The 16783-nt window shown below is 56.4% G+C and carries 18 protein-coding genes and 1 pseudogene; 17 read left to right on the forward strand and 2 right to left on the reverse strand.

Annotated elements, in window-relative coordinates; genetic code table 11:
• Window positions 1-15 precede the first annotated feature (15 nt).
• Window positions 16-564: a hypothetical protein gene (locus DNK59_RS07515; RefSeq protein ID WP_110722786.1), complete on the reverse strand. Its 549-nt coding sequence runs from the start codon at window positions 562-564 to the stop codon at window positions 16-18.
• Window positions 565-818: 254 nt separating this feature from the next.
• On the opposite strand from DNK59_RS07515, the gene DNK59_RS07520 reads away from it, so the two are divergent.
• The 16 genes from DNK59_RS07520 (at window position 819) to DNK59_RS31585 (ending at window position 13774) form a co-directional block, all read left to right on the forward strand.
• On the forward strand, window positions 819-1022 hold the full coding sequence (locus tag DNK59_RS07520) for a hypothetical protein (RefSeq protein WP_110722787.1): 204 nt from the start codon (window positions 819-821) through the stop codon (window positions 1020-1022).
• Window positions 1023-1026: 4 nt separating this feature from the next.
• Window positions 1027-1353: a GPW/gp25 family protein gene (locus tag DNK59_RS07525; protein ID WP_072444073.1), complete on the forward strand. Its 327-nt coding sequence runs from the start codon at window positions 1027-1029 to the stop codon at window positions 1351-1353.
• Window positions 1350-2231: a baseplate J/gp47 family protein gene (locus DNK59_RS07530; RefSeq protein ID WP_110722788.1), complete on the forward strand. Its 882-nt coding sequence runs from the start codon at window positions 1350-1352 to the stop codon at window positions 2229-2231. Before DNK59_RS07525 ends, DNK59_RS07530 begins: the two co-directional genes overlap by 4 nt.
• A 1-nt stretch (window position 2232) precedes the next feature.
• Complete coding sequence (locus DNK59_RS07535; RefSeq protein ID WP_110722789.1) at window positions 2233-2838, forward strand: phage tail protein I; 606 nt, start codon at window positions 2233-2235, stop codon at window positions 2836-2838.
• Entirely contained in the window at window positions 2835-4295 is a 1461-nt protein-coding gene (locus tag DNK59_RS07540; RefSeq protein ID WP_110722790.1) for a phage tail protein, read from the forward strand. The genes DNK59_RS07535 and DNK59_RS07540 overlap by 4 nt, the downstream gene beginning before the upstream one ends.
• 4 nt (window positions 4296-4299) lie before the next feature.
• A complete protein-coding gene (locus DNK59_RS07545) occupies window positions 4300-4707 on the forward strand; it encodes a tail fiber assembly protein (RefSeq protein WP_110722791.1) in 408 nt (135 codons plus the stop codon).
• Between the two features lie 83 nt (window positions 4708-4790).
• Window positions 4791-5957 (forward strand): phage tail sheath family protein, encoded by a 1167-nt coding sequence (locus DNK59_RS07550; protein WP_110722792.1) that lies wholly within the window; start codon window positions 4791-4793, stop codon window positions 5955-5957.
• A gap of 12 nt (window positions 5958-5969) precedes the next feature.
• Window positions 5970-6479 carry a phage major tail tube protein gene (locus DNK59_RS07555; RefSeq protein ID WP_110722793.1) on the forward strand — a complete coding sequence of 170 codons (510 nt, stop codon included), beginning with the start codon at window positions 5970-5972 and terminating at the stop codon, window positions 6477-6479.
• Window positions 6480-6490: 11 nt separating this feature from the next.
• Window positions 6491-6796, forward strand: a complete 306-nt coding sequence (locus DNK59_RS07560) for a phage tail assembly protein (protein WP_047303049.1) — start codon at window positions 6491-6493, stop codon at window positions 6794-6796.
• 141 nt (window positions 6797-6937) lie between these two features.
• The gene (locus DNK59_RS07565; RefSeq protein ID WP_110722794.1) at window positions 6938-9502 is read left to right on the forward strand and encodes a phage tail tape measure protein; all 2565 of its coding nucleotides are present in this window, start codon (window positions 6938-6940) and stop codon (window positions 9500-9502) included.
• A 9-nt stretch (window positions 9503-9511) separates the two neighbouring features.
• Window positions 9512-10357: a phage tail protein gene (locus tag DNK59_RS07570; RefSeq protein WP_177431212.1), complete on the forward strand. Its 846-nt coding sequence runs from the start codon at window positions 9512-9514 to the stop codon at window positions 10355-10357.
• On the forward strand, window positions 10332-10538 hold the full coding sequence (locus tag DNK59_RS07575; RefSeq protein ID WP_110722795.1) for a tail protein X: 207 nt from the start codon (window positions 10332-10334) through the stop codon (window positions 10536-10538). The genes DNK59_RS07570 and DNK59_RS07575 overlap by 26 nt, the downstream gene beginning before the upstream one ends.
• A 61-nt stretch (window positions 10539-10599) precedes the next feature.
• Window positions 10600-11643, forward strand: coding sequence for a phage late control D family protein (locus tag DNK59_RS07580; protein ID WP_110722796.1), 1044 nt, complete (start codon window positions 10600-10602; stop codon window positions 11641-11643).
• Window positions 11644-11670: 27 nt separating this feature from the next.
• A complete protein-coding gene (locus DNK59_RS07585; protein ID WP_177431213.1) occupies window positions 11671-12291 on the forward strand; it encodes a glycoside hydrolase family 19 protein in 621 nt (206 codons plus the stop codon).
• The gene (locus tag DNK59_RS07590; protein ID WP_110722797.1) at window positions 12288-12812 is read left to right on the forward strand and encodes a DUF2514 family protein; all 525 of its coding nucleotides are present in this window, start codon (window positions 12288-12290) and stop codon (window positions 12810-12812) included. Before DNK59_RS07585 ends, DNK59_RS07590 begins: the two co-directional genes overlap by 4 nt.
• A gap of 107 nt (window positions 12813-12919) precedes the next feature.
• Window positions 12920-13774, forward strand: a complete 855-nt coding sequence (locus DNK59_RS31585) for a hypothetical protein (RefSeq protein ID WP_146249889.1) — start codon at window positions 12920-12922, stop codon at window positions 13772-13774.
• Between the two features lie 131 nt (window positions 13775-13905).
• Here DNK59_RS31585 and DNK59_RS07600 read toward each other — a convergent pair.
• Window positions 13906-14150, reverse strand: a pseudogene (locus DNK59_RS07600) (SOS response-associated peptidase family protein); the annotation flags it as partial.
• Between the two features lie 110 nt (window positions 14151-14260).
• Here DNK59_RS07600 and DNK59_RS31890 point away from each other — a divergent pair.
• Window positions 14261-15916 (forward strand): P-loop ATPase, Sll1717 family, encoded by a 1656-nt coding sequence (locus DNK59_RS31890; protein WP_177431214.1) that lies wholly within the window; start codon window positions 14261-14263, stop codon window positions 15914-15916.
• Window positions 15917-16783: the final 867 nt, after the last annotated feature.

Consider the following 16783-nt stretch of genomic DNA (forward strand, 5'->3'; position numbering starts at 1 on the left):
GTTTAGACGAATGCCCTACTTGTGCTTGAGGAATTCCTGTATTTCTACGGGGCTTTTTCCTTGCTTAACAAGGGTTTGTACTGTCTCGGATTTAACTAGGCTTTCCTGTGCTTTTATCAAATCTGCCTTGGCTATGTCAGCTGCCGTTTTCACAGTGTCTTCATAAGCTTTAAGTATTTCGGCGGGCGTAAAGTCCTGTCCCAAGGACTGTTCGCAGAGTCGATAAAGAGACTCGCGTAGGAGCATTGTCATTTGAGTTCGCTCCACCAGTTTTACGACTGTTGTATTGAACTCGGTTTTTCCTGATGCCTCCCCAATACCGTCTTTTTTTACATCGGCTTCGAGCTTCGAAACCAAGCTGAGTGCAACATCTGGTGGGGGCTCCGCGCAGATTTTGATTTTCGTGCCATCTGGTACAAGAAACGCCCCGCGTCGAGATGCGTCGTAATCAAACCAGTAACTTGACGATGCCTGGAGCTTTGAGCTTCGGGCGGGAGAAGTGAAGTTAATACAGCCTGTCATCAGTAAGGACAAGCTGATGCATATGGCGTTTTTTATAATCATAGCCGTTCCTTTTGCGAGTTTAAGACGCCTTTTTAAACTGAGTCTAAATCGTAAGGAAGTAGACTCTTTGATCCTATATAGATCACCTACGGCTCACGTGCTGAGCATTAACAAAATTTAGTCAAATAGTTTGAGTGGTGCTGACATCTCCTGGTGCCGTTTCTATGTGCCGGCGCGTTAGTTTGATCTACTCAAAGCTATGCAGCTTTAGCTGGAAGCCTGTTGTACGCGGGATTTTTATACACGGAGAAATCATGACTACCTCAAAAAAACTCACCGACGCATCAGCCAGCGCTGGCCCTGCAGTGTTCCGCGACAACCTCTATACCTCCCGGGTGCTGATCCTGCCGGACGGCCGCCAGTTGGCCGTGGCCCAGGGGCAGGTATCCGCTGACGCTGGCGACAGCGCCGCGCTGGAGTACCTGAGCAAGCACCCGGATCTGCAGCAGCAGGGGTAACGCGATGATCGGAATGGATCGCCGCACCGGCCAGCCGCTGTCGGGCATCGAGCATGTGCGGCAGTCCATCGAGGACATCCTGACCACGCCGCTGGGCAGCCGGCGGATGCGGCCGGAGTACGGCAGCAACCTGCGCCGCTACGTCGACTTGCCCGTCACCGGTGGCTGGAAAAGCGCGGTGCAGGCTGAGGTGGCCCGGGCGCTGTTGCGCTGGGAGCCGCGCTTGAAGCTGGAGCGGGTGCGGGTGGTAGCGGTGGTGGGTGGCCAGATCAGCTTCGAGCTGGTCGGTCAGTACTTGGGCAATAACGCGGTTTTGGAGGTAACGGCATGAGCATGCTGGACTTGTCGGTACTGCCGGCGCCGCAGGTGCTGGAAGCCCTCGACTTTGAGGAGTTGTACCAAGCCAAGCTGGCAACCTTTCGCCAGCACATGGGCGAGAACTGGACCGCTGACCTGGAGAGCGACCCGGTCACCAAGCAGTTGGAACTATCGGCCTACGGGGATATGCAACTGAGGGCCCGGGTTAACGACGCGGCCAAGGCGTTGCTGCTGGCTCACGCCAAAGGCTCGGACTTGGATCACCTGGCGGCCAACGTCAACTTGCAGCGTCTGGTGATCCAGCCCGGTGACCCGCAGGCGGTGCCGCCGGTAGTAGAGGTCAAGGAAGCTGACGACGCTTTGCGAGAGCGTGTCCAGTTGGCCTATGAGGGGCTGACCACCGCCGGGCCGCGTAACAGCTACATCCTGCATGCCCGCAATGCCTCGGCGCTGGTGGCGGATGCCGAGGCCGAGAGCCCGTCACCGGCTTGTGTGACGGTCACGGTGCTGAGCCTAGAAGGCGACGGCGCGGCCGCTCCCGAGCTGCTGGCGACAGTCGCTGCCGCCCTCAATGATGAGGACGTACGGCCGCTGGGGGATCGGGTCACGGTCCAGAGTGCCCAGGTGCTGCCTTATCGCATTGACGCGGTGCTGCACATGAAGGGGCCGGGGCCGGAGAGTGACGCCGCGCTGGCAGAGGCAGAGCGCAAGCTGGCCGCCTGGGTCAACCCGCGCCGGCGTCTGGGCATCGAGGTGGCCCGTTCGGCCATTGATGCGCAGTTGCATGTGGCCGGTGTGGCCCGGGTCGAGTTGCCGGGGTGGCAGGACATTGCCCCGGCCCGGGCGCAGGCGGCGTATTGCGTCGGCTACAGCGTCACGCTGGGAGGCTGACATGACCAGCCTATTGCCGATCAACAGTACGCCGCTGGAAAGGGCCCTTGAGGCTGCGAACGCCGGCGACACCTCGATTGTGCTACGCACCTTGTACAACCCCGCGACCTGTCCGGTGTATTTGCTACCCCAGTTGGCCTGGGCCTGGTCGGTGGATCGCTGGGACCCGCGCTGGTCCGAGACGGTCAAGCGCAACGCAATTCGCGCCTCCTACTTCATCCACGCCCGCAAGGGCACCATCGGCGCGTTGCGCCGGGTGGTGGAGCCGCTGGGCTACCTGATCGAGGTGGTCGAGTGGTGGCAGACGGTGCCCGCCGGTGAACCGGCCACCTTTGCCCTGAAAGTCGGCGTGCTGGATACCGGCATCACCGAGGAGATGTATCAGGAACTGACCCGGCTGATCGACGACGCGAAGCCCGTCAGCCGGCACATGACCGGCCTGGCCATCAGCTTGGAAACCACGGGCCGGATCTACATCGGTGCTCTTTGTACCGACGGCGACGAACTGACGATTGACCCACCGCAACAACGTGACATTGAGGTCACGGCTGTCATAGCGCGGAACGGTCGAGAAACCACAACTGATACGGTAGATATCTATTCATGACTGACCAGAACAGCCAGTTCTTCGCCATCCTCACGGCGCTGGGGGAGGCCAAGCAGGCCAACGCGGACGCGCTCGGCATTCCGTGGACCTTCTCGCAAATGGGGGTAGGCGATGCGAACAACACCGACCCGAAACCGGATCGAGCGCAGACAAAGCTGATCAACGAGTGGCGGCGTGCGCCCTTGAACCAGTTGTCCATCGATCCTGCGAACCCGAGCATCATCGTGGCCGAGCAGGTCATTCCCGCCGAGGTGGGTGGCAAGTGGATTCGCGAAGTGGGGCTGTACGACGCGGCAGGCGATCTTGTCGCGGTTGCCAACTGCCCGCCGAGTTACAAGCCTCTTCTGTCGCAAGGGTCTGGCCGGACACAGACCGTGCGGATGAACCTGATTGTCGGTGGCACTGCAAATATCGAGTTGAAGATTGACCCCTCAGTAGTCCTCGCTACTCGCGCTTATGTCGATCAACGGGTGACTCCCCTGGCGACCCAGGTGCAGGCGGAAGCCGGTGAAGATAACACGGTTGCGATGACGCCTCTGCGAGTGTTTCAAGCCATCGCTAAGAAGCTTGTGCAGGCAACTGAGCTGTTGCTGGGCGTCGCAAAAATCGCGACTCAGGAAGCTGTCAGCGCCGGTGAAGACGATACGACAATTGTCACGCCGAAGAAGCTGGCGGTTCCGTTGAAAGCTAAAGCCCCACTGGATTCGCCAGTTTTTACCGGCAGTCCCCGAGCGCCGAAGGCTGCTCAATTTGCTGCCGGTAACCAGATCATCACTGCTGAGGCGCTCATGACGGCGGGCGTGCAGTACAAAGACATACCTACTCGGGATGTCTCCGGTGTGAATGTTCAACTTTCCGTTGCAGATGTTGGGCGAGTGGTTCTATTGACGGGTAGTGGAGGCGGGACTGTGACGCTACCGAAAGCCAGTGATGTTCCGTCTGGGAAGTTGATAGCGATTCGTGGTGCGAATGCAAAGGGCACGACGAACAGAATTAAAGTGGTCGCGGGTGATGATCTAAATGGGCACTTCAATGAGGGTGCATACGCGGGTTTGCTTCGTTATGGCGAGTCAGTTGTGTTTGTCTCGGGGGGCGGAACGACTTGGGTTGCAATGTCTGATTCGACTTACAACTTCATTGCTCAGGCAGTCGCTCAACAGTTCGTGTACGGCCAGTCCTTTGGGCCGATTGGATATCAGCAGTTCCCTGGCGGTTACATCAAGCAATGGGGTTTTATTGCGTACACCGCTGCAGGTTCTCAAACATTAACCGCGCCTTTGCCGATTGCCTTTCCGAATGCTCTGCTGTCTGGAAATGTGACTGCACCTTCGCGCTTAAACAACACTGCTATCGCGGCCGATATCGGGTCTTCTACGAAGACGGGGTTGTCTATTGTGTCGATCACAAATAGCGGGTCGGGCGCATCAACGATTTACTATGAAGCCTGGGGGCATTGATTAAATGGCCAATTTTTCTAGTCGTACTGAAAAGACCTTTTTCGACGACTTTATCAATACAACGTTGCCGCCCGATGCAGTTGAATTGAGTTCTGAAGAGTATCTCGGGTTGCTGTTGGGCATTGCAGCAGGGAAGAAAGTTGACTGGAGTGGCGAGCGTCCGGCGCTTGTTGATCCGTCGCCTCCTTCTGCTGAGCAGTTGCAGCAATCGGCGTATTCGCAGAGAGATTATTTGCTGGGTATTGCGGCGTTGCGGATCGCACCGCTTCAAGACGCGGTAGACGGGGAGGTCGCGACGGATGACGAAGTCTCGCTGTTGGAGCTTTGGAAGAGTTATCGCGTGGCATTGAACCGGATTCAAACGCAGTCGGGCTTTCCGTCTGATATCGCATGGCCTGATCAGCCGGGTTAACGCTGCATCGATCTGACACCCACCTTTGTATCACTACCCACAAGGCCCCGTTCTCGGGGCTTTTTCATGTCTGGAGCTTATCCATGAGTGGTTTCTTTCACGGCGTTACCGTCACCAATGTGGACACTGGCACGCGCACTATCTCGCTGCCGTCGTCCTCGATCATCGGCCTGGTGGATACCTTCACCGAAGGGCCAGACTTCAGCGCCAAGGCCAACGACTTGCTGCTGATCACCAACGAGCGCGAGGCCATCGCGGCTTGGGGCCCGGATGCGGCCATCACCAAGGCGTGCAAGGCCATCTATCAGCGCGCCAAGGCGGTGATCGTTGCGTGCGGTGTGGCCAAGGTTCAGGACGCCGCACAGCAGACCTCGGCGATCATCGGCGGGGTGCTGGCCAGCGGCAAGCGTACCGGCCTGCAAGCCTTGCTCGACGGCAAGAGCCGTTTCAACGCCCAGCCGCGTTTGCTGGTCACTCCCAAGCACAGCGCCGGCCTGCCGGTCGGCACAGCCCTGGTGGCCTTGGCCGACAAGCTGCGCGGCCTGGCTATCCTCGACGGCCCCAACACCACCGACGAGGCGGCAATGGAGTACGTCAAGAACTTCGGTGCCAAGCGGGCCTACCTGGTCGATCCGGGCATTCAGTACTGGGACACGGGGGAGAGTGCTACCGTCGATGCGCCGGCCTCGGCTTGGGCAGCGGGTTTGTTCGCCTGGACCGACAACGAGTACGGCTTCTGGGCCTCGCCATCGAACAAGGAGTTTGTCGGCCTCACCGGCACCACCCGACCCATTGAGTTTCTGGATGGTGACGAGACTTGCCGGGCCAACCTACTGAACAACGCCAATATCACCACGATCATTCGAGACGCGGGCTTCCGCCTGTGGGGTAACCGCACGCTGTCGAGCGATCCTAAGTGGGCGTTTGTCACCCGGGTGCGAACCATGGACATCGTCATGGACGCGATCCTCTACGGGCACAAGTGGGCGGTTGACCGCTCGATCACCGCCACCTATGTCAAGGATGTGACCGAGGGCCTGCAGGCATTTATGCGCGACCTGAAGAACCAGGGCGCGATTATCAATTTCGAGGTCTACGCGGACACCGAACTCAACACCGCCAGCCAGCTGGAGCAGGGCAAGGTGTATTGGAACATCCGCTTTACCGACGTGCCGCCCGCCGAAAACCCCAACTTCCGCGTCGAGGTCACCAACCAGTGGTTGACCGAAGTCCTCGATTCCGCCGCTTAAGGAGCCGCAGCAATGGCAATGATTCCCGAAACCCTGGCGAACATGAACCTGTTCGCCGATGGCATCAGCTTCCAGGGGGATGTCCCGAGCCTGACTCTGCCCAAGCTGACGCTCAAGACCGAGGAGCACCGGGCTGGCGGTATGGACGTGCCGGTGGAGCTGGACATGGGCATGGAAAAACAAGAGGCCGGCTTTACCACCACTAGCGTGCGCCGCGAGTCGTTGAAGTTCTTCGGCTTGGCCGACGGCACCGCCTTCAACGGCGTGTTCCGGGGCGCCTTCAAGGGCCTCAAGGGCAAGGTCACCCCGGTGATTGTCACCCTGCGCGGCATGCTCAAGGAGGTCGACATGGGCGACTGGAAGTCCGGCGACAAGGCCGAGATCAAGTACAACGTGGCGTTGACCTACTACAAGCTGGAAGTGGACGGCCGCCTCATCTACGAGATCGATGCGCTGGGTATGAAGCGCGTGATCAACGGCGTCGACCAGCTCGCCGCCCAACGTTCGGCCCTGGGCCTGTAAGGAAAACAGCAATGACTCAAGCATCGAAAAAGACACCGGCCTGGATGACCCTGAGCGCCGAGAGCGTGGTCGTGACTCTCACCAAGGCGGTGGAGATGAATGGCGTGGTCTGCGACAAGGTCACCCTGCGCGCACCCACCGTGCGCGATGTGCGCGCCGCTAATACTGCCGCCGGCAGTGACGACGAACAGCGCGAACTCATGCTGTTCTCCAGTCTGGCCGAGGTCGGCGCCAAGGATCTGGAGGGCATGACCCTCAAGGATTACCAGCGCCTGCAGGCCGGTTATTTTCGCCTGGTGCAAGACGACGAACTTTGACCCGGCGGTGATGAAGATGGCGGCGAAGCGGCTCGCGAGCGAGCTGCATTTCTCCGCCGAGGAAATCATGACCATGAGGTTTTCCGACATGGTCTGGTGGCTCACGGACTGAGCCCATCAACTCGGGCATAGGTGAATCAGATGGCAAGCAAACTGGCATTGGGGCTGGTGATCGGCGGCACCGTCAGTTCGACGGTGGGGGCAGCCTTCAAAACGGTTGAGGGCCGGATCAAGAAACTGGAGGAACAAGGCAACAAGGCCAAGGTGCTGAAGAACACCATCGGCGAAACCATGCGCCTGCGGGATGAATGGAAGAAGGCCCACGACACCGGCGTGGCCTCGGCGGACGGATTGCTGCGCAAGCTAGAGGGCAATCTGAGCGCCCTGCAGAAGCAAGGTATCCAGGTGCACAAGTTGCGCCAGGAGTATCAGGCTCTGGGAAAGGTCGCCCGTGGTGCTGAACTGAAGGCTTTGGGGTACACCCAGATCCAGCAGGGCAAGGAGGGTCTTAAATCCGGTATCGGTCAGGCAGTGGCCGGGGTCGGCATGGTGGCCATCCCCACCAAGATATCGGGTGACTATCAGGCGCAGATCCGGCAGATGGCCTTGTGGGCCCACACCGCCGGCACGGACGCCGAAAAACAGATGGCGGACAAGATCTCTGAGGTCGCTGCGAAGAAAGGGATGGGCCAACAAGCTTTGGCCAAGGCCGTGGGTGGGCTGATCGAAAAGGGAATCGAGTGGGAAGAGTCGGTTGACTACTCGCCGCTGATCGCGGACTTGGTCGATGGTCAGGGTATGGAGGCCGAAACCATTGCCACGCTGTTTAGCGCGTTCAAGGAGGCTGGCGTTAAAAAGGAAGAGATGGGCGCGATGCTGGGGCAGGTCGCAGCCGCTGGCGACATTGGTGCGTTTGGTCCGAAGGACATGGCCAAGTACATGCCGAGCTTGCTGGGTACCATCAAAACGTTGGGCATGGAGGGGCCCGAAGCGGTGCGCTTTTTGGGTGCCAGTTTGCAGTCGCAATACAAGCAGACCCAGGACGCGGCTGCTGCTGCGACCAACATGGACAACCTTCTGAGCGCAATCATCAGTAGCACCAGTCAAGATCGATTCGCCAAGGAGGGAATCGATCTGGTGGGTTCTCTTGCTGAGAACACCAGAAACGGTAAGGCCGACAACCCGGTCGATGCCTTTATCAAGCTGAGCGATGTGTTACTCAGGAAGCAGGACCCATCCAGAGCCAAGGAAGTAGAGGCCCTCAAAAAACGCATTCGCGAAAGCTCGGACGGTAGTGCCGAGGAAGCCCAGGCCATGGCGTCGTTGCTGGAGTCGGCTGGCTTGGTCGGTATCGTCAGCGACAAGAGTTCTAGCGCCGGTCTGTTGGCGCAGATCAAGTATGGCCGCACGATCAAGGAGGACATGACCACCATCAAGGAGACCGATGGTCAGGCCAAGATCGAGCAGGACGCGAACAAGGCGCGGGAGACTTCCAACGCCAAGTGGTCGATGGTCAAGAGCAGTATGGAAGCCTCGATGACCCGCATCGGTGATGCGCTGCGTCCGCTGACAGATGGTGTCGCGGACGGCCTGGCAAAAGTGGGTTATGCCTTGGCTGGTCTCGCCGATAAATATTCCCCCGTTATTGCAGGTTTTACCGCTGTTGCCGCAGGGCTGAGTGCGCTGGGGCTTGCGGTCAACGCCTTCAAGATCGGCAAGGGCATGCTCAATGTGGCCCGAGGCTCGTTGATGGGTAACCCGAACGTGATCCAACGAGTGTTTGTCACCAACGCCGGCGGGTTGGGTGGCGGCGGTAGCGATTATGACCTCGACGGTGGCAAGGACAAGAAAGGCGGTAAAGGAGGCCGTGCAGGCAGTACGGGGCGGTTCGGCCGTGTCGGTCAGGCGCTCAGGAATGTCTTTAGCCGTCGCGGTGTGGGGCGTGTTGCAAAGGGCGCGGCGAGCATAGGGTCTACGGCGCTGAAAGGGATAGGTTCGCTGTTCAAAGGACTGGCGCCAGCGATTAAGGGGGTGGGGTTGCTGTCGGTGTTGGGCTCCGGTCTTAAGGTTGCAGACACCTACCAGAATGCCAAGACCCGTGATGAAAAGGCCGAAGGTTATGGCGGTGCGGCGGGGGGCTTAGCAGGCTCGTTGGGGGGGGCAAAAATGGGATTGGCCGCTGGTGCTGCACTCGGTTCCGTCGTTCCAGGTCTCGGTACGGCCATTGGCGGGGCCATCGGTGCCGCCATCGGGGGCACTGTCGGTTACCTGGGAGGGGATGCCCTGGGCTCCTATGCCGGCAAAGCGATGTTTGGTTCCGACGATTCGCTCAAGCGGATGCCGGCAGCAGGGCCGCTGATGATGGTCAACGCCGGAAAGGACATTCCTCCGGTCCTGGGTGACATCGCGAAATCGTTCAAGACCGGACAGACACCCCCGATGATGGGGCAGGTGGTGCGCTCCATGGGGACCGCCTCACCGCCGGCAGCTGTGCCGGCATTGCTCAAGGCGCCCGAGCCTGCGAAGCAGGTGCCCAAGGTCGACCAGCAATTTGCTTTCTCGCCAAGCCTGCAGGTCACGGTGCAGGGGGACGTTAAAGACCCGGCTCAGGTGGCCCGGGAGGTTGAGCCTTATATGCGCCGGATGTTCGACGAGTACAGCCGCCAGGCTGCGGCTCGTCAGCTGTCGGATGAACCACACGTTTAAGGAGGTGCCATGGCGTACATGGAGCAACTGCAGTCGGGGTTTCAGTCCCTGGTTGAAGCGGGGGAGGCGGGCCGCAGCAGTGCGGATGGCATGCTGAGCCCGCTGAACGGAGCCATCAGCGAGATTACCGGCGCCGCCTCGGAGCTGGAGAATATCCCGTTTGTGGGGCCTGAGATGGGCGCAAAGCTGCAGCGGACCTTGCGCGGCATCACCGCCGGGCAGTCCGTGGTCGGTGAGGTGGCGGCCAAGTACAGCCAGGCCGTGTCGGCGGCGGGGCAGATCCAGCAGCGGCTCGGCACGCTGCAGGAACAGACCGCCAAGGCCAGTGCTGCGATCAACCGGATCGGTGGGCAGGTCAGTCCTTCCCTGGGCAACATCCTCCCGACCGGTTCATTCGGCAACCTGGGTACCCCGGCGGCCGAGGCGGTGAAGCCGTTCCCGCACCTGCTGATCATCCATCCGCTGAAGACTGGTGGACAGCCGTATTACTTCAACCTCGATACGGCCGCCTTTGAAGAGCTGCGCCGTCAGACCGGGTTCCGCTGGGCTGGCCAGGAACGCCTGACCCGCAGCATCGCGCAGCAGGCGGTGGGGCAGGGCGACGACAAAATCACTCTCAAGGGTGCGGTGTTTCCTGGGTTCAAGGGTGGACTGGGTCAGTTGCGAAAACTGCGCAGCATCGGGCGACGCCTGCAGCCGCTGAGTCTGACCACGGGCTACGGCGAAGTGCTGGGCACCTGGTGCCTGACCAGTCTTGAGGAGGAACAGAGCCATCTGCTGGCCGGGGGCATCCCGCGTAAGCAGGGCTTTTCAATGGAGTTTGTGAGCTATGGCGACGACATGCAGAACGTCTGACGGGGATCTGCTCGACACCTTGTGCCACCAGTACTACGGGCACCTGAATGGCAGTGTCGAAGCGGTGCTGGATGCCAACCAGGGGCTGGCCGATGAGCCCCAGCCGTTCCGGGATGGGGTACTGATCGTGCTGCCGGAGCTGCTGAGCCAGACCGATGCCACCGTACTGCTCTGGGATTGATTGTCAGAGTCACCTACAGACCCCGCCATGTGCGGGGTTTTCCATTTCTGGAGCATGAGCAATGAGACCAGAGTTCCGAATTGTTGCGGACGGTAAGAACATCACCGCACTGATCAATGACCGGCTGTTGACCCTACGCACCTCGGACAAGCCCGGCATGGAGTCGGACGAGTTTGAGCTGCGCATCGACGACCGCGACGGCGCTGTGGCCTTGCCCGGCCGTGGCGCCAGCATCGAGGTGTTCATGGGCTACGCCGGCCAGTCACTGACCCGCCTGGGTCGCTACATGGTGGACGAGGTCGTGGTGACAGGGCCGCCTGACTCTATCGAGATCCGTGGCAAGGCCAGTGACATGCGCGGCAGTGGCAAGACCACCCGCAGCGGGAGCTGGGAAAACGTCCCACTGCAGCAGATCGTGCGCGATGTGGCGACTCGCAACGGCTGGCAGCCGGTGTGCCCGGTGACTACCAAGGTGCCCCGTGTCGATCAGCTCAATGAATCCGACTTCAACTTTATCACCCGCCTGGCCAAGCAGTACGACTGCACGGCCAAGGTGGCCGACGGCAAACTGCTGGTACTGCCCCGACAGGCCGGGCAGAGCGCGAGCGGCAAGGCCCTTGGCACCGTCACCATCACCCGTCGCGACGTGAGCCGCTATCAGTTCCGCCTGGGGGACAAAAGCACCCACAAGGCGGTGCAGACCAAGCACCAGGACAAGAAGAGCGGAAAGCTGCGGGTCGTCGACCTGGGCAACGAGGACTCCCCGGACGGCCTGCCGCCGGTGCACACCGACCGACATATCTATCCGAACAAGTCCGCAGCCGAGCAGGCCGCCAAAGCCCGTCTGGCGGCATTCAACCGCAGCACCGCCGGTGTACGCCTGGAGATGCCTGGCCGAACCGATCTGTTCGCTGAACGCATGATCAATGCCCAGGGCTTTAAGGTCGGCCTCGATGGCGATTACCTGGTGGACTCGGTCGAGCAGGTGTTCACCCAGTCTGGGTGGAGCACCACCGTCGAGTGCAACGGCGGCAAGAAGGGCAAGGCGAAAGCCAAAGGCAAGAAAAAGAAAGCAACAAAGCCGCTCAGGGTCGAGCAGCTTTAAACCCCATCATCACTGGAGAAACCAGGCATGACCATCACCGAGCAGCAGCTGCTGCAGATCTTCCCTCAAGCCCGCCAAGTCGCGGGCTTTTTTGTGCCTGCGCTGAATGCTGCGATGGCGCGCTTCAAGATCGATTCGCCGGTGCGTATGGCCGCGTTCATCGCCCATATCGGGCATGAGTCGGGGCAGTTGACGCGCATGGTTGAGAATTTGAACTACAGCGCCGAACGGCTTCAGGCCGTCTGGCCGAACCGCTTTGATGCTGTCCTGGCTGCCCAGGTCGCGCGCAAGCCCGAGCTGATTGCAGACATCGTGTACGCCGGCCGGATGGGCAACACGCTGCCGGGTGATGGTTGGAAGTACCGGGGGCGTGGCCTGATCCAGCTGACCGGAGCGAACAACTACCGCGCCGCCGGAGCCGCCCTGGGGTTGGATCTGGTCAATCATCCTGAGCTGGTCGAGCAGCCGGAAACCGCCGCCCTGGTTGCTGGCTGGTTCTGGCAGTCGAACGGGCTCAACGAGTTGGCAGACGCCATGCGCTTCCAGGACATCGGTAGCATCATCAACACCGGGCGAGCCGGTCGGGTTCCGCATGGTGCATCTGAACGAAAAGCGCTGTACGACCTTATCGTGAGGGTGCTGGTATGAACGCCGCCATGCTTAAGATCGGCGGCGCAGCTCTGGCCTGCCTGCTTCTGGTCGCGCTGGCAGGATGGTCCCTGATGCGCGTATACGACCTCGGGATGTCGGTCAAGGATGCCGAGTGGCAAGCACGCTGGAATGCCCGTGATGCTGGCGACAAGCAGGCCTGGGCCCTGGCCGACAAGGCCGAGCGCGAGAAAGAACAGATCCGGCAGAACTCAATCAACAAGGCGGTGCAAGATGGGCAACGGAAAATCGATCAAGCTGCAACTGATGCTGTTATCGCTCGCGCTGCTGCTGGGAGCCTGCAGCGTACAGTCGACGACCTCGCCAGTCGTCTCGCTGCCCAGGGCCGCAGTAATTCCTGCACTGCCGCCGCAAGCCAGGCAGCTACCCGCACAGCCTTGGTGCTTGCCGACCTGTTCAAGCGCGCTGACCAGCGAGCGGGAGACTTGGCAGCAGATGTTGATCAAAGCCGGAACAGAGGAATGATGTGTGAGCAGGTATATAGCACTCTAGAAAAGTGAGGTGGCGAAAGCTGGCGGCGAAATATGAGTACTGCTGTGAAAGAGGGGGACTAGCGTTTTTGAGGGGTCGCATTTTATGCTACGGCCATCATGACATGGAGAAGTTTATGGCCAGTAAAAAACGCAAACATCAGCGTGCCAATCCAGTACCCAAAACAGGTGTATGTGCTCTGTTGGGAGTTGAAGGTAAATTCGCAAAGTCTCATCTTATACCACTCGCGTTGACTTCTCCTGATAAGAAAGGAGATAGGTTTATAGAGTCAGGGCGAGGGCAAAGGCCAATTAGAAGATTCACGAGCTGGTTTGATCACCAAATGGTTATTGATGATGGTGAGTCAATTCTTTCGAGAATCGACACTCGTGGAATCGATGAGTTGAGAAAGCATAAGTTGGTATGGAGTGGATGGAATGGTCTTCCGAGTCTTGAAGCTTCAGACTATGATATTCCACCTCCGCCCGGATCTGGCTTTGGTTTTCGAGGGCTTGAAGGTGTTGACTCTAAGGCGCTAAGGCTCTTTTTCTTGAGCATACTGTGGAGGTGCTTGAGAAGTAAAATTAAAGAGTTTGCATTTTTGCCCCGCGAAGGAGTGGATTTGGATCGGATCGGTCAGATGATATTAAATGGAGATTCGGGTAGTTTTGATTATCATCCGATGATACTTGATCAAATGAGTGACTTTGGGGTGACTCACAATTATTCTCCAACCTATGACGAGGATGAGGTTCCACTGGCAGGAGGAAAAATAAAAATTGCATATTATCGTCTTTATATGCAGGGGTTGGTTGTGAAGATCTATCCGGAATCCTGCCCAGAATTTGTGGCGCAAACCGGGCCGCTTATCCTTGGCGCTAAAGACAAGTTAGTTTTGTTTGCTCGTGCCTTTGAAGAGTCCAAGCAGTTCTCAAAAGCCAGAGATGAAATTCTTACTATATCGAAAGCTTGGCCGGGAGCCATTGTATAATTGAAACACTGTTTCGAAATTACTGCTTTCTATGTGTCTAAGCGACTAAGGCACTACCCTGTAGATGCAGCATATTAATTAGGGTGTATTTTATAGAAAAACCGTATCCGCTTTGGATGTTAACCTGTCACTCATTGCCGCGCGGGCTCTATCAGTTCTGCTGTCTGATTCCTGACATTCCCGACGGCGCCGTTAACCCTGAACCACTCAAAGGCATCGGCGGGCTTTCCCTGGTGCAGTGCTATTTGCTCGACGCGCTCCTTCGGCGTAGCCGGGGCGAGCCATTCCCTGACCAGATCCGGCGCCAGGACCACTGGCCGGCGGTCGTGAGATCGACCATGCCGCCGACGCTGTCGGCGGTGATGATCAAAAAGCCAAATCAAATAAATAATTAAGGTTTTATTTGTCGCGCTCCCTGTCAATTACTGGTAGCTTTTGATGTCAAAAAGCCACGATTAGTATCTGCAGAAAATTACAGGGAGTGCTATGAGCGAAGTCTGGACAAAAATCAGTCAATTAAAAGAACCCATGAACGATGCATATAACTATAAAGGCAGACATCATAAGGAGTTTTTTTCAAAGATATTTCTTCAGACTGAAGAATTGCAGAAGTGCCTAAGCCCAGATATCTATTTTTTGATAGGAGAGAAAGGCTCTGGAAAAACAGCATATGCTGTTTACTTGGAAAATAATCCTGACAGGCATCATGTTTCCAAGCTTACATCAATGACTGAAACTCAGTATAAAAGATTTGTCAGCCTTAAGAAGGAGAGCAAGCTTAACTACAGTGATTATGCCAATATATGGAGATCGATGCTCCTTTTCATCATTAGTCAGATGATAATTGAAAAATCAAAGAAAGCCCTTCATCGGTTTACTGGAAAATTTAGAGCTCTCGAAGATCAGATTTCTAAGTGGACAAAAAATGCTCTAAATCCAGAAGTCGAAACAGCGTTCGATGCTTTGAATGAATTGGTTTTTTCGGCGACCGCAAAAGTACCAAATCTAGATCTAAGTGCGATATCCAAACAAGGTGAGTCCGAGAAGGGTCAAATACTCAAGCATCACCTTCTTAACCTAGAGCAGTCATTCAAAGAAGCTATTGCAGACTTGTCGCTTGGCAAATCCCACGCTCTATTCATAGACGGAATAGACTTTCGACCTGAGCAAATTAGCCATCGGGAGTATATAGAGTGCATAAAAGGTTTGGGTGAAGCTGTGTGGCAGTTGAACACTGATTTCTTTTCCGGCATTAACGACTCTAAAGGCAGGATAAAAGTATGCCTGCTCGTGCGCCCTGATGTTCTGAATACTCTAAACCTTTACAACTCTAATTCTCGAATCCAAGATAACTCCATACTGTTAAATTGGTCGGCTGACGAAAGAGATCACAAACAAGCAGGTATATATAAGCTATGCGACAAGTTTCTTGCCAGTCAACAAGCGACGAAGAATCAGCTTGGGGTAAGCTGGGAGCACTATTTCGATACGCCTCGTGAGCCTAGCAAAGTATTCAAGCATTTGCTCAAAACTACTTTTCATAAGCCGAGAGATTTTTTAACTTTTATAAAGATCTCCCGCGGCCTTGAAATAAAATATGGCAAGGGAGGGAGTGATGTGTTTTCTCCCGACATGATAAACTCGTCAAGATTCTCAAAAGAGTTCTCCGAGTATTTACTGGGTGAAGTGAAAAATTATGCGGCGTTCTATATGACGCACGAAGATTTTACTAAGTATATAAAGTTTTTTCAGTTTTTGGATGGGCGAAGTAGATTTTCCACTGCCCACTTTGTGGAAGCCTTCACCGCTTTTAAGAAGTGGGCCAACGGGGAAGAGTTCGATGCTCCCCGTTATTTGACTGATGCGGAGACATTGCTGCAGTTATTTTTTGATGTGAATGTTATTGGGTATAAGGATGTTACATCTTCTGGCAATAACGTTTTCTATCATTGGGCATATCGTGAGAGAACGCTCAATAATATCGCTCCAGCTGTTAAATTTGGCGCAGATTTACTGCTAAACCCAGGCATTGCTAAAGCATTGGACGTGGGGAGTCAGTTTAAATCAGTTTCACACGTTAGCGAGCGTAAAGCTAAAATAAAAAAACGCGTAAGGCGCAACGCACCTCATGAGCGCTCCTGAAGAGTAAGACGATCGTCCCTTTATCATTGCTTAGATGATAAGGTTGAGGATCAATCCGTGTTCAATAGGCTCCCACACCGTAACCTGGTAGGGAGCCTTTGCTCATTCGATGGAAACCTTCCAGGCAGTAATACCCATTTTCCACCTTGGCCCTCCTAGTTAATTAACATGCGGCAATGCTTGCGGATCCTATTACCCTTGGTTTGCCCCCTCAGCTAGATATATCCAGTCGCTCAGTGAACTTGCCTTGGACTTGCAAGTGGATATCTGTGAAGACTCAATGTTAGCTTCTGGCCAAAACCAGCCTCGGGACAATAGGGATTCGGTTCGAATCCCTATCCTCTCTTTGGTTACTTTAATTGAACGGATTTAATCGATATTTGATCGGTTTGAGTGGCCTTCCATCCACTCTGCTTAATTTTTGCTACAGCAAAGATTGCTTTTTTATTAAGTGTCTGAAAAATAAGTGATTTTTTATTTAATGCGCTCGATCCATCATCGGATCGATTGAGCTTGCAGGGTTCAGGAGGGGTAGAGGAGCCTTGAGGACTGCAGCTGTCACTGGGCTCTGAACCGCTAAGGGTGCCAGTGAAATCAGTTCCGCAATCAAAATAATGATCCGCATAGACCGTGGGCTGCAGGCTTTCTAAGAGATGGCGCTTGCGGAACGGATCTATCATTAACTATTTGAAAGTGTTGATATTTTATCTGGATTGCAAATCCGCCTACGCCGGTTCGATTCCGACCTCGGCCTCCACCCTTGAAAACCCCGTAGATCAACGTCTACGGGGTTTTTTATTGCCTGGGATTTGGGCAGTCATCTCCGCATATTTTTGGATCGTTCCCGTAATCAAACTATTTCTGGCA

Source organism: Pseudomonas sp. TKO26, assembly GCF_003225665.1.
In the GTDB taxonomy this organism is placed as follows: Bacteria; Pseudomonadota; Gammaproteobacteria; order Pseudomonadales; family Pseudomonadaceae; genus Aquipseudomonas; species Aquipseudomonas saponiphila.

Excerpts from the sequence above, each read along its gene's own strand:
- DNK59_RS07515 (WP_110722786.1), bottom strand. The coding sequence starts at position 564 with ATGATTATAAAAAACGCCATATGCATCAGCTTGTCCTTACTGATGACA.
- DNK59_RS07520 (WP_110722787.1), top strand. The coding sequence starts at position 819 with ATGACTACCTCAAAAAAACTCACCGACGCATCAGCCAGCGCTGGCCCT.
- DNK59_RS07525 (WP_072444073.1), top strand. The coding sequence starts at position 1,027 with ATGATCGGAATGGATCGCCGCACCGGCCAGCCGCTGTCGGGCATCGAG.
- DNK59_RS07530 (WP_110722788.1), top strand. The coding sequence starts at position 1,350 with ATGAGCATGCTGGACTTGTCGGTACTGCCGGCGCCGCAGGTGCTGGAA.
- DNK59_RS07535 (WP_110722789.1), top strand. The coding sequence starts at position 2,233 with ATGACCAGCCTATTGCCGATCAACAGTACGCCGCTGGAAAGGGCCCTT.
- DNK59_RS07540 (WP_110722790.1), top strand. The coding sequence starts at position 2,835 with ATGACTGACCAGAACAGCCAGTTCTTCGCCATCCTCACGGCGCTGGGG.
- DNK59_RS07545 (WP_110722791.1), top strand. The coding sequence starts at position 4,300 with ATGGCCAATTTTTCTAGTCGTACTGAAAAGACCTTTTTCGACGACTTT.
- DNK59_RS07550 (WP_110722792.1), top strand. The coding sequence starts at position 4,791 with ATGAGTGGTTTCTTTCACGGCGTTACCGTCACCAATGTGGACACTGGC.
- DNK59_RS07555 (WP_110722793.1), top strand. The coding sequence starts at position 5,970 with ATGGCAATGATTCCCGAAACCCTGGCGAACATGAACCTGTTCGCCGAT.
- DNK59_RS07560 (WP_047303049.1), top strand. The coding sequence starts at position 6,491 with ATGACTCAAGCATCGAAAAAGACACCGGCCTGGATGACCCTGAGCGCC.
- DNK59_RS07565 (WP_110722794.1), top strand. The coding sequence starts at position 6,938 with ATGGCAAGCAAACTGGCATTGGGGCTGGTGATCGGCGGCACCGTCAGT.
- DNK59_RS07570 (WP_177431212.1), top strand. The coding sequence starts at position 9,512 with ATGGCGTACATGGAGCAACTGCAGTCGGGGTTTCAGTCCCTGGTTGAA.
- DNK59_RS07575 (WP_110722795.1), top strand. The coding sequence starts at position 10,332 with ATGGCGACGACATGCAGAACGTCTGACGGGGATCTGCTCGACACCTTG.
- DNK59_RS07580 (WP_110722796.1), top strand. The coding sequence starts at position 10,600 with ATGAGACCAGAGTTCCGAATTGTTGCGGACGGTAAGAACATCACCGCA.
- DNK59_RS07585 (WP_177431213.1), top strand. The coding sequence starts at position 11,671 with ATGACCATCACCGAGCAGCAGCTGCTGCAGATCTTCCCTCAAGCCCGC.
- DNK59_RS07590 (WP_110722797.1), top strand. The coding sequence starts at position 12,288 with ATGAACGCCGCCATGCTTAAGATCGGCGGCGCAGCTCTGGCCTGCCTG.
- DNK59_RS31585 (WP_146249889.1), top strand. The coding sequence starts at position 12,920 with ATGGCCAGTAAAAAACGCAAACATCAGCGTGCCAATCCAGTACCCAAA.
- DNK59_RS31890 (WP_177431214.1), top strand. The coding sequence starts at position 14,261 with ATGAGCGAAGTCTGGACAAAAATCAGTCAATTAAAAGAACCCATGAAC.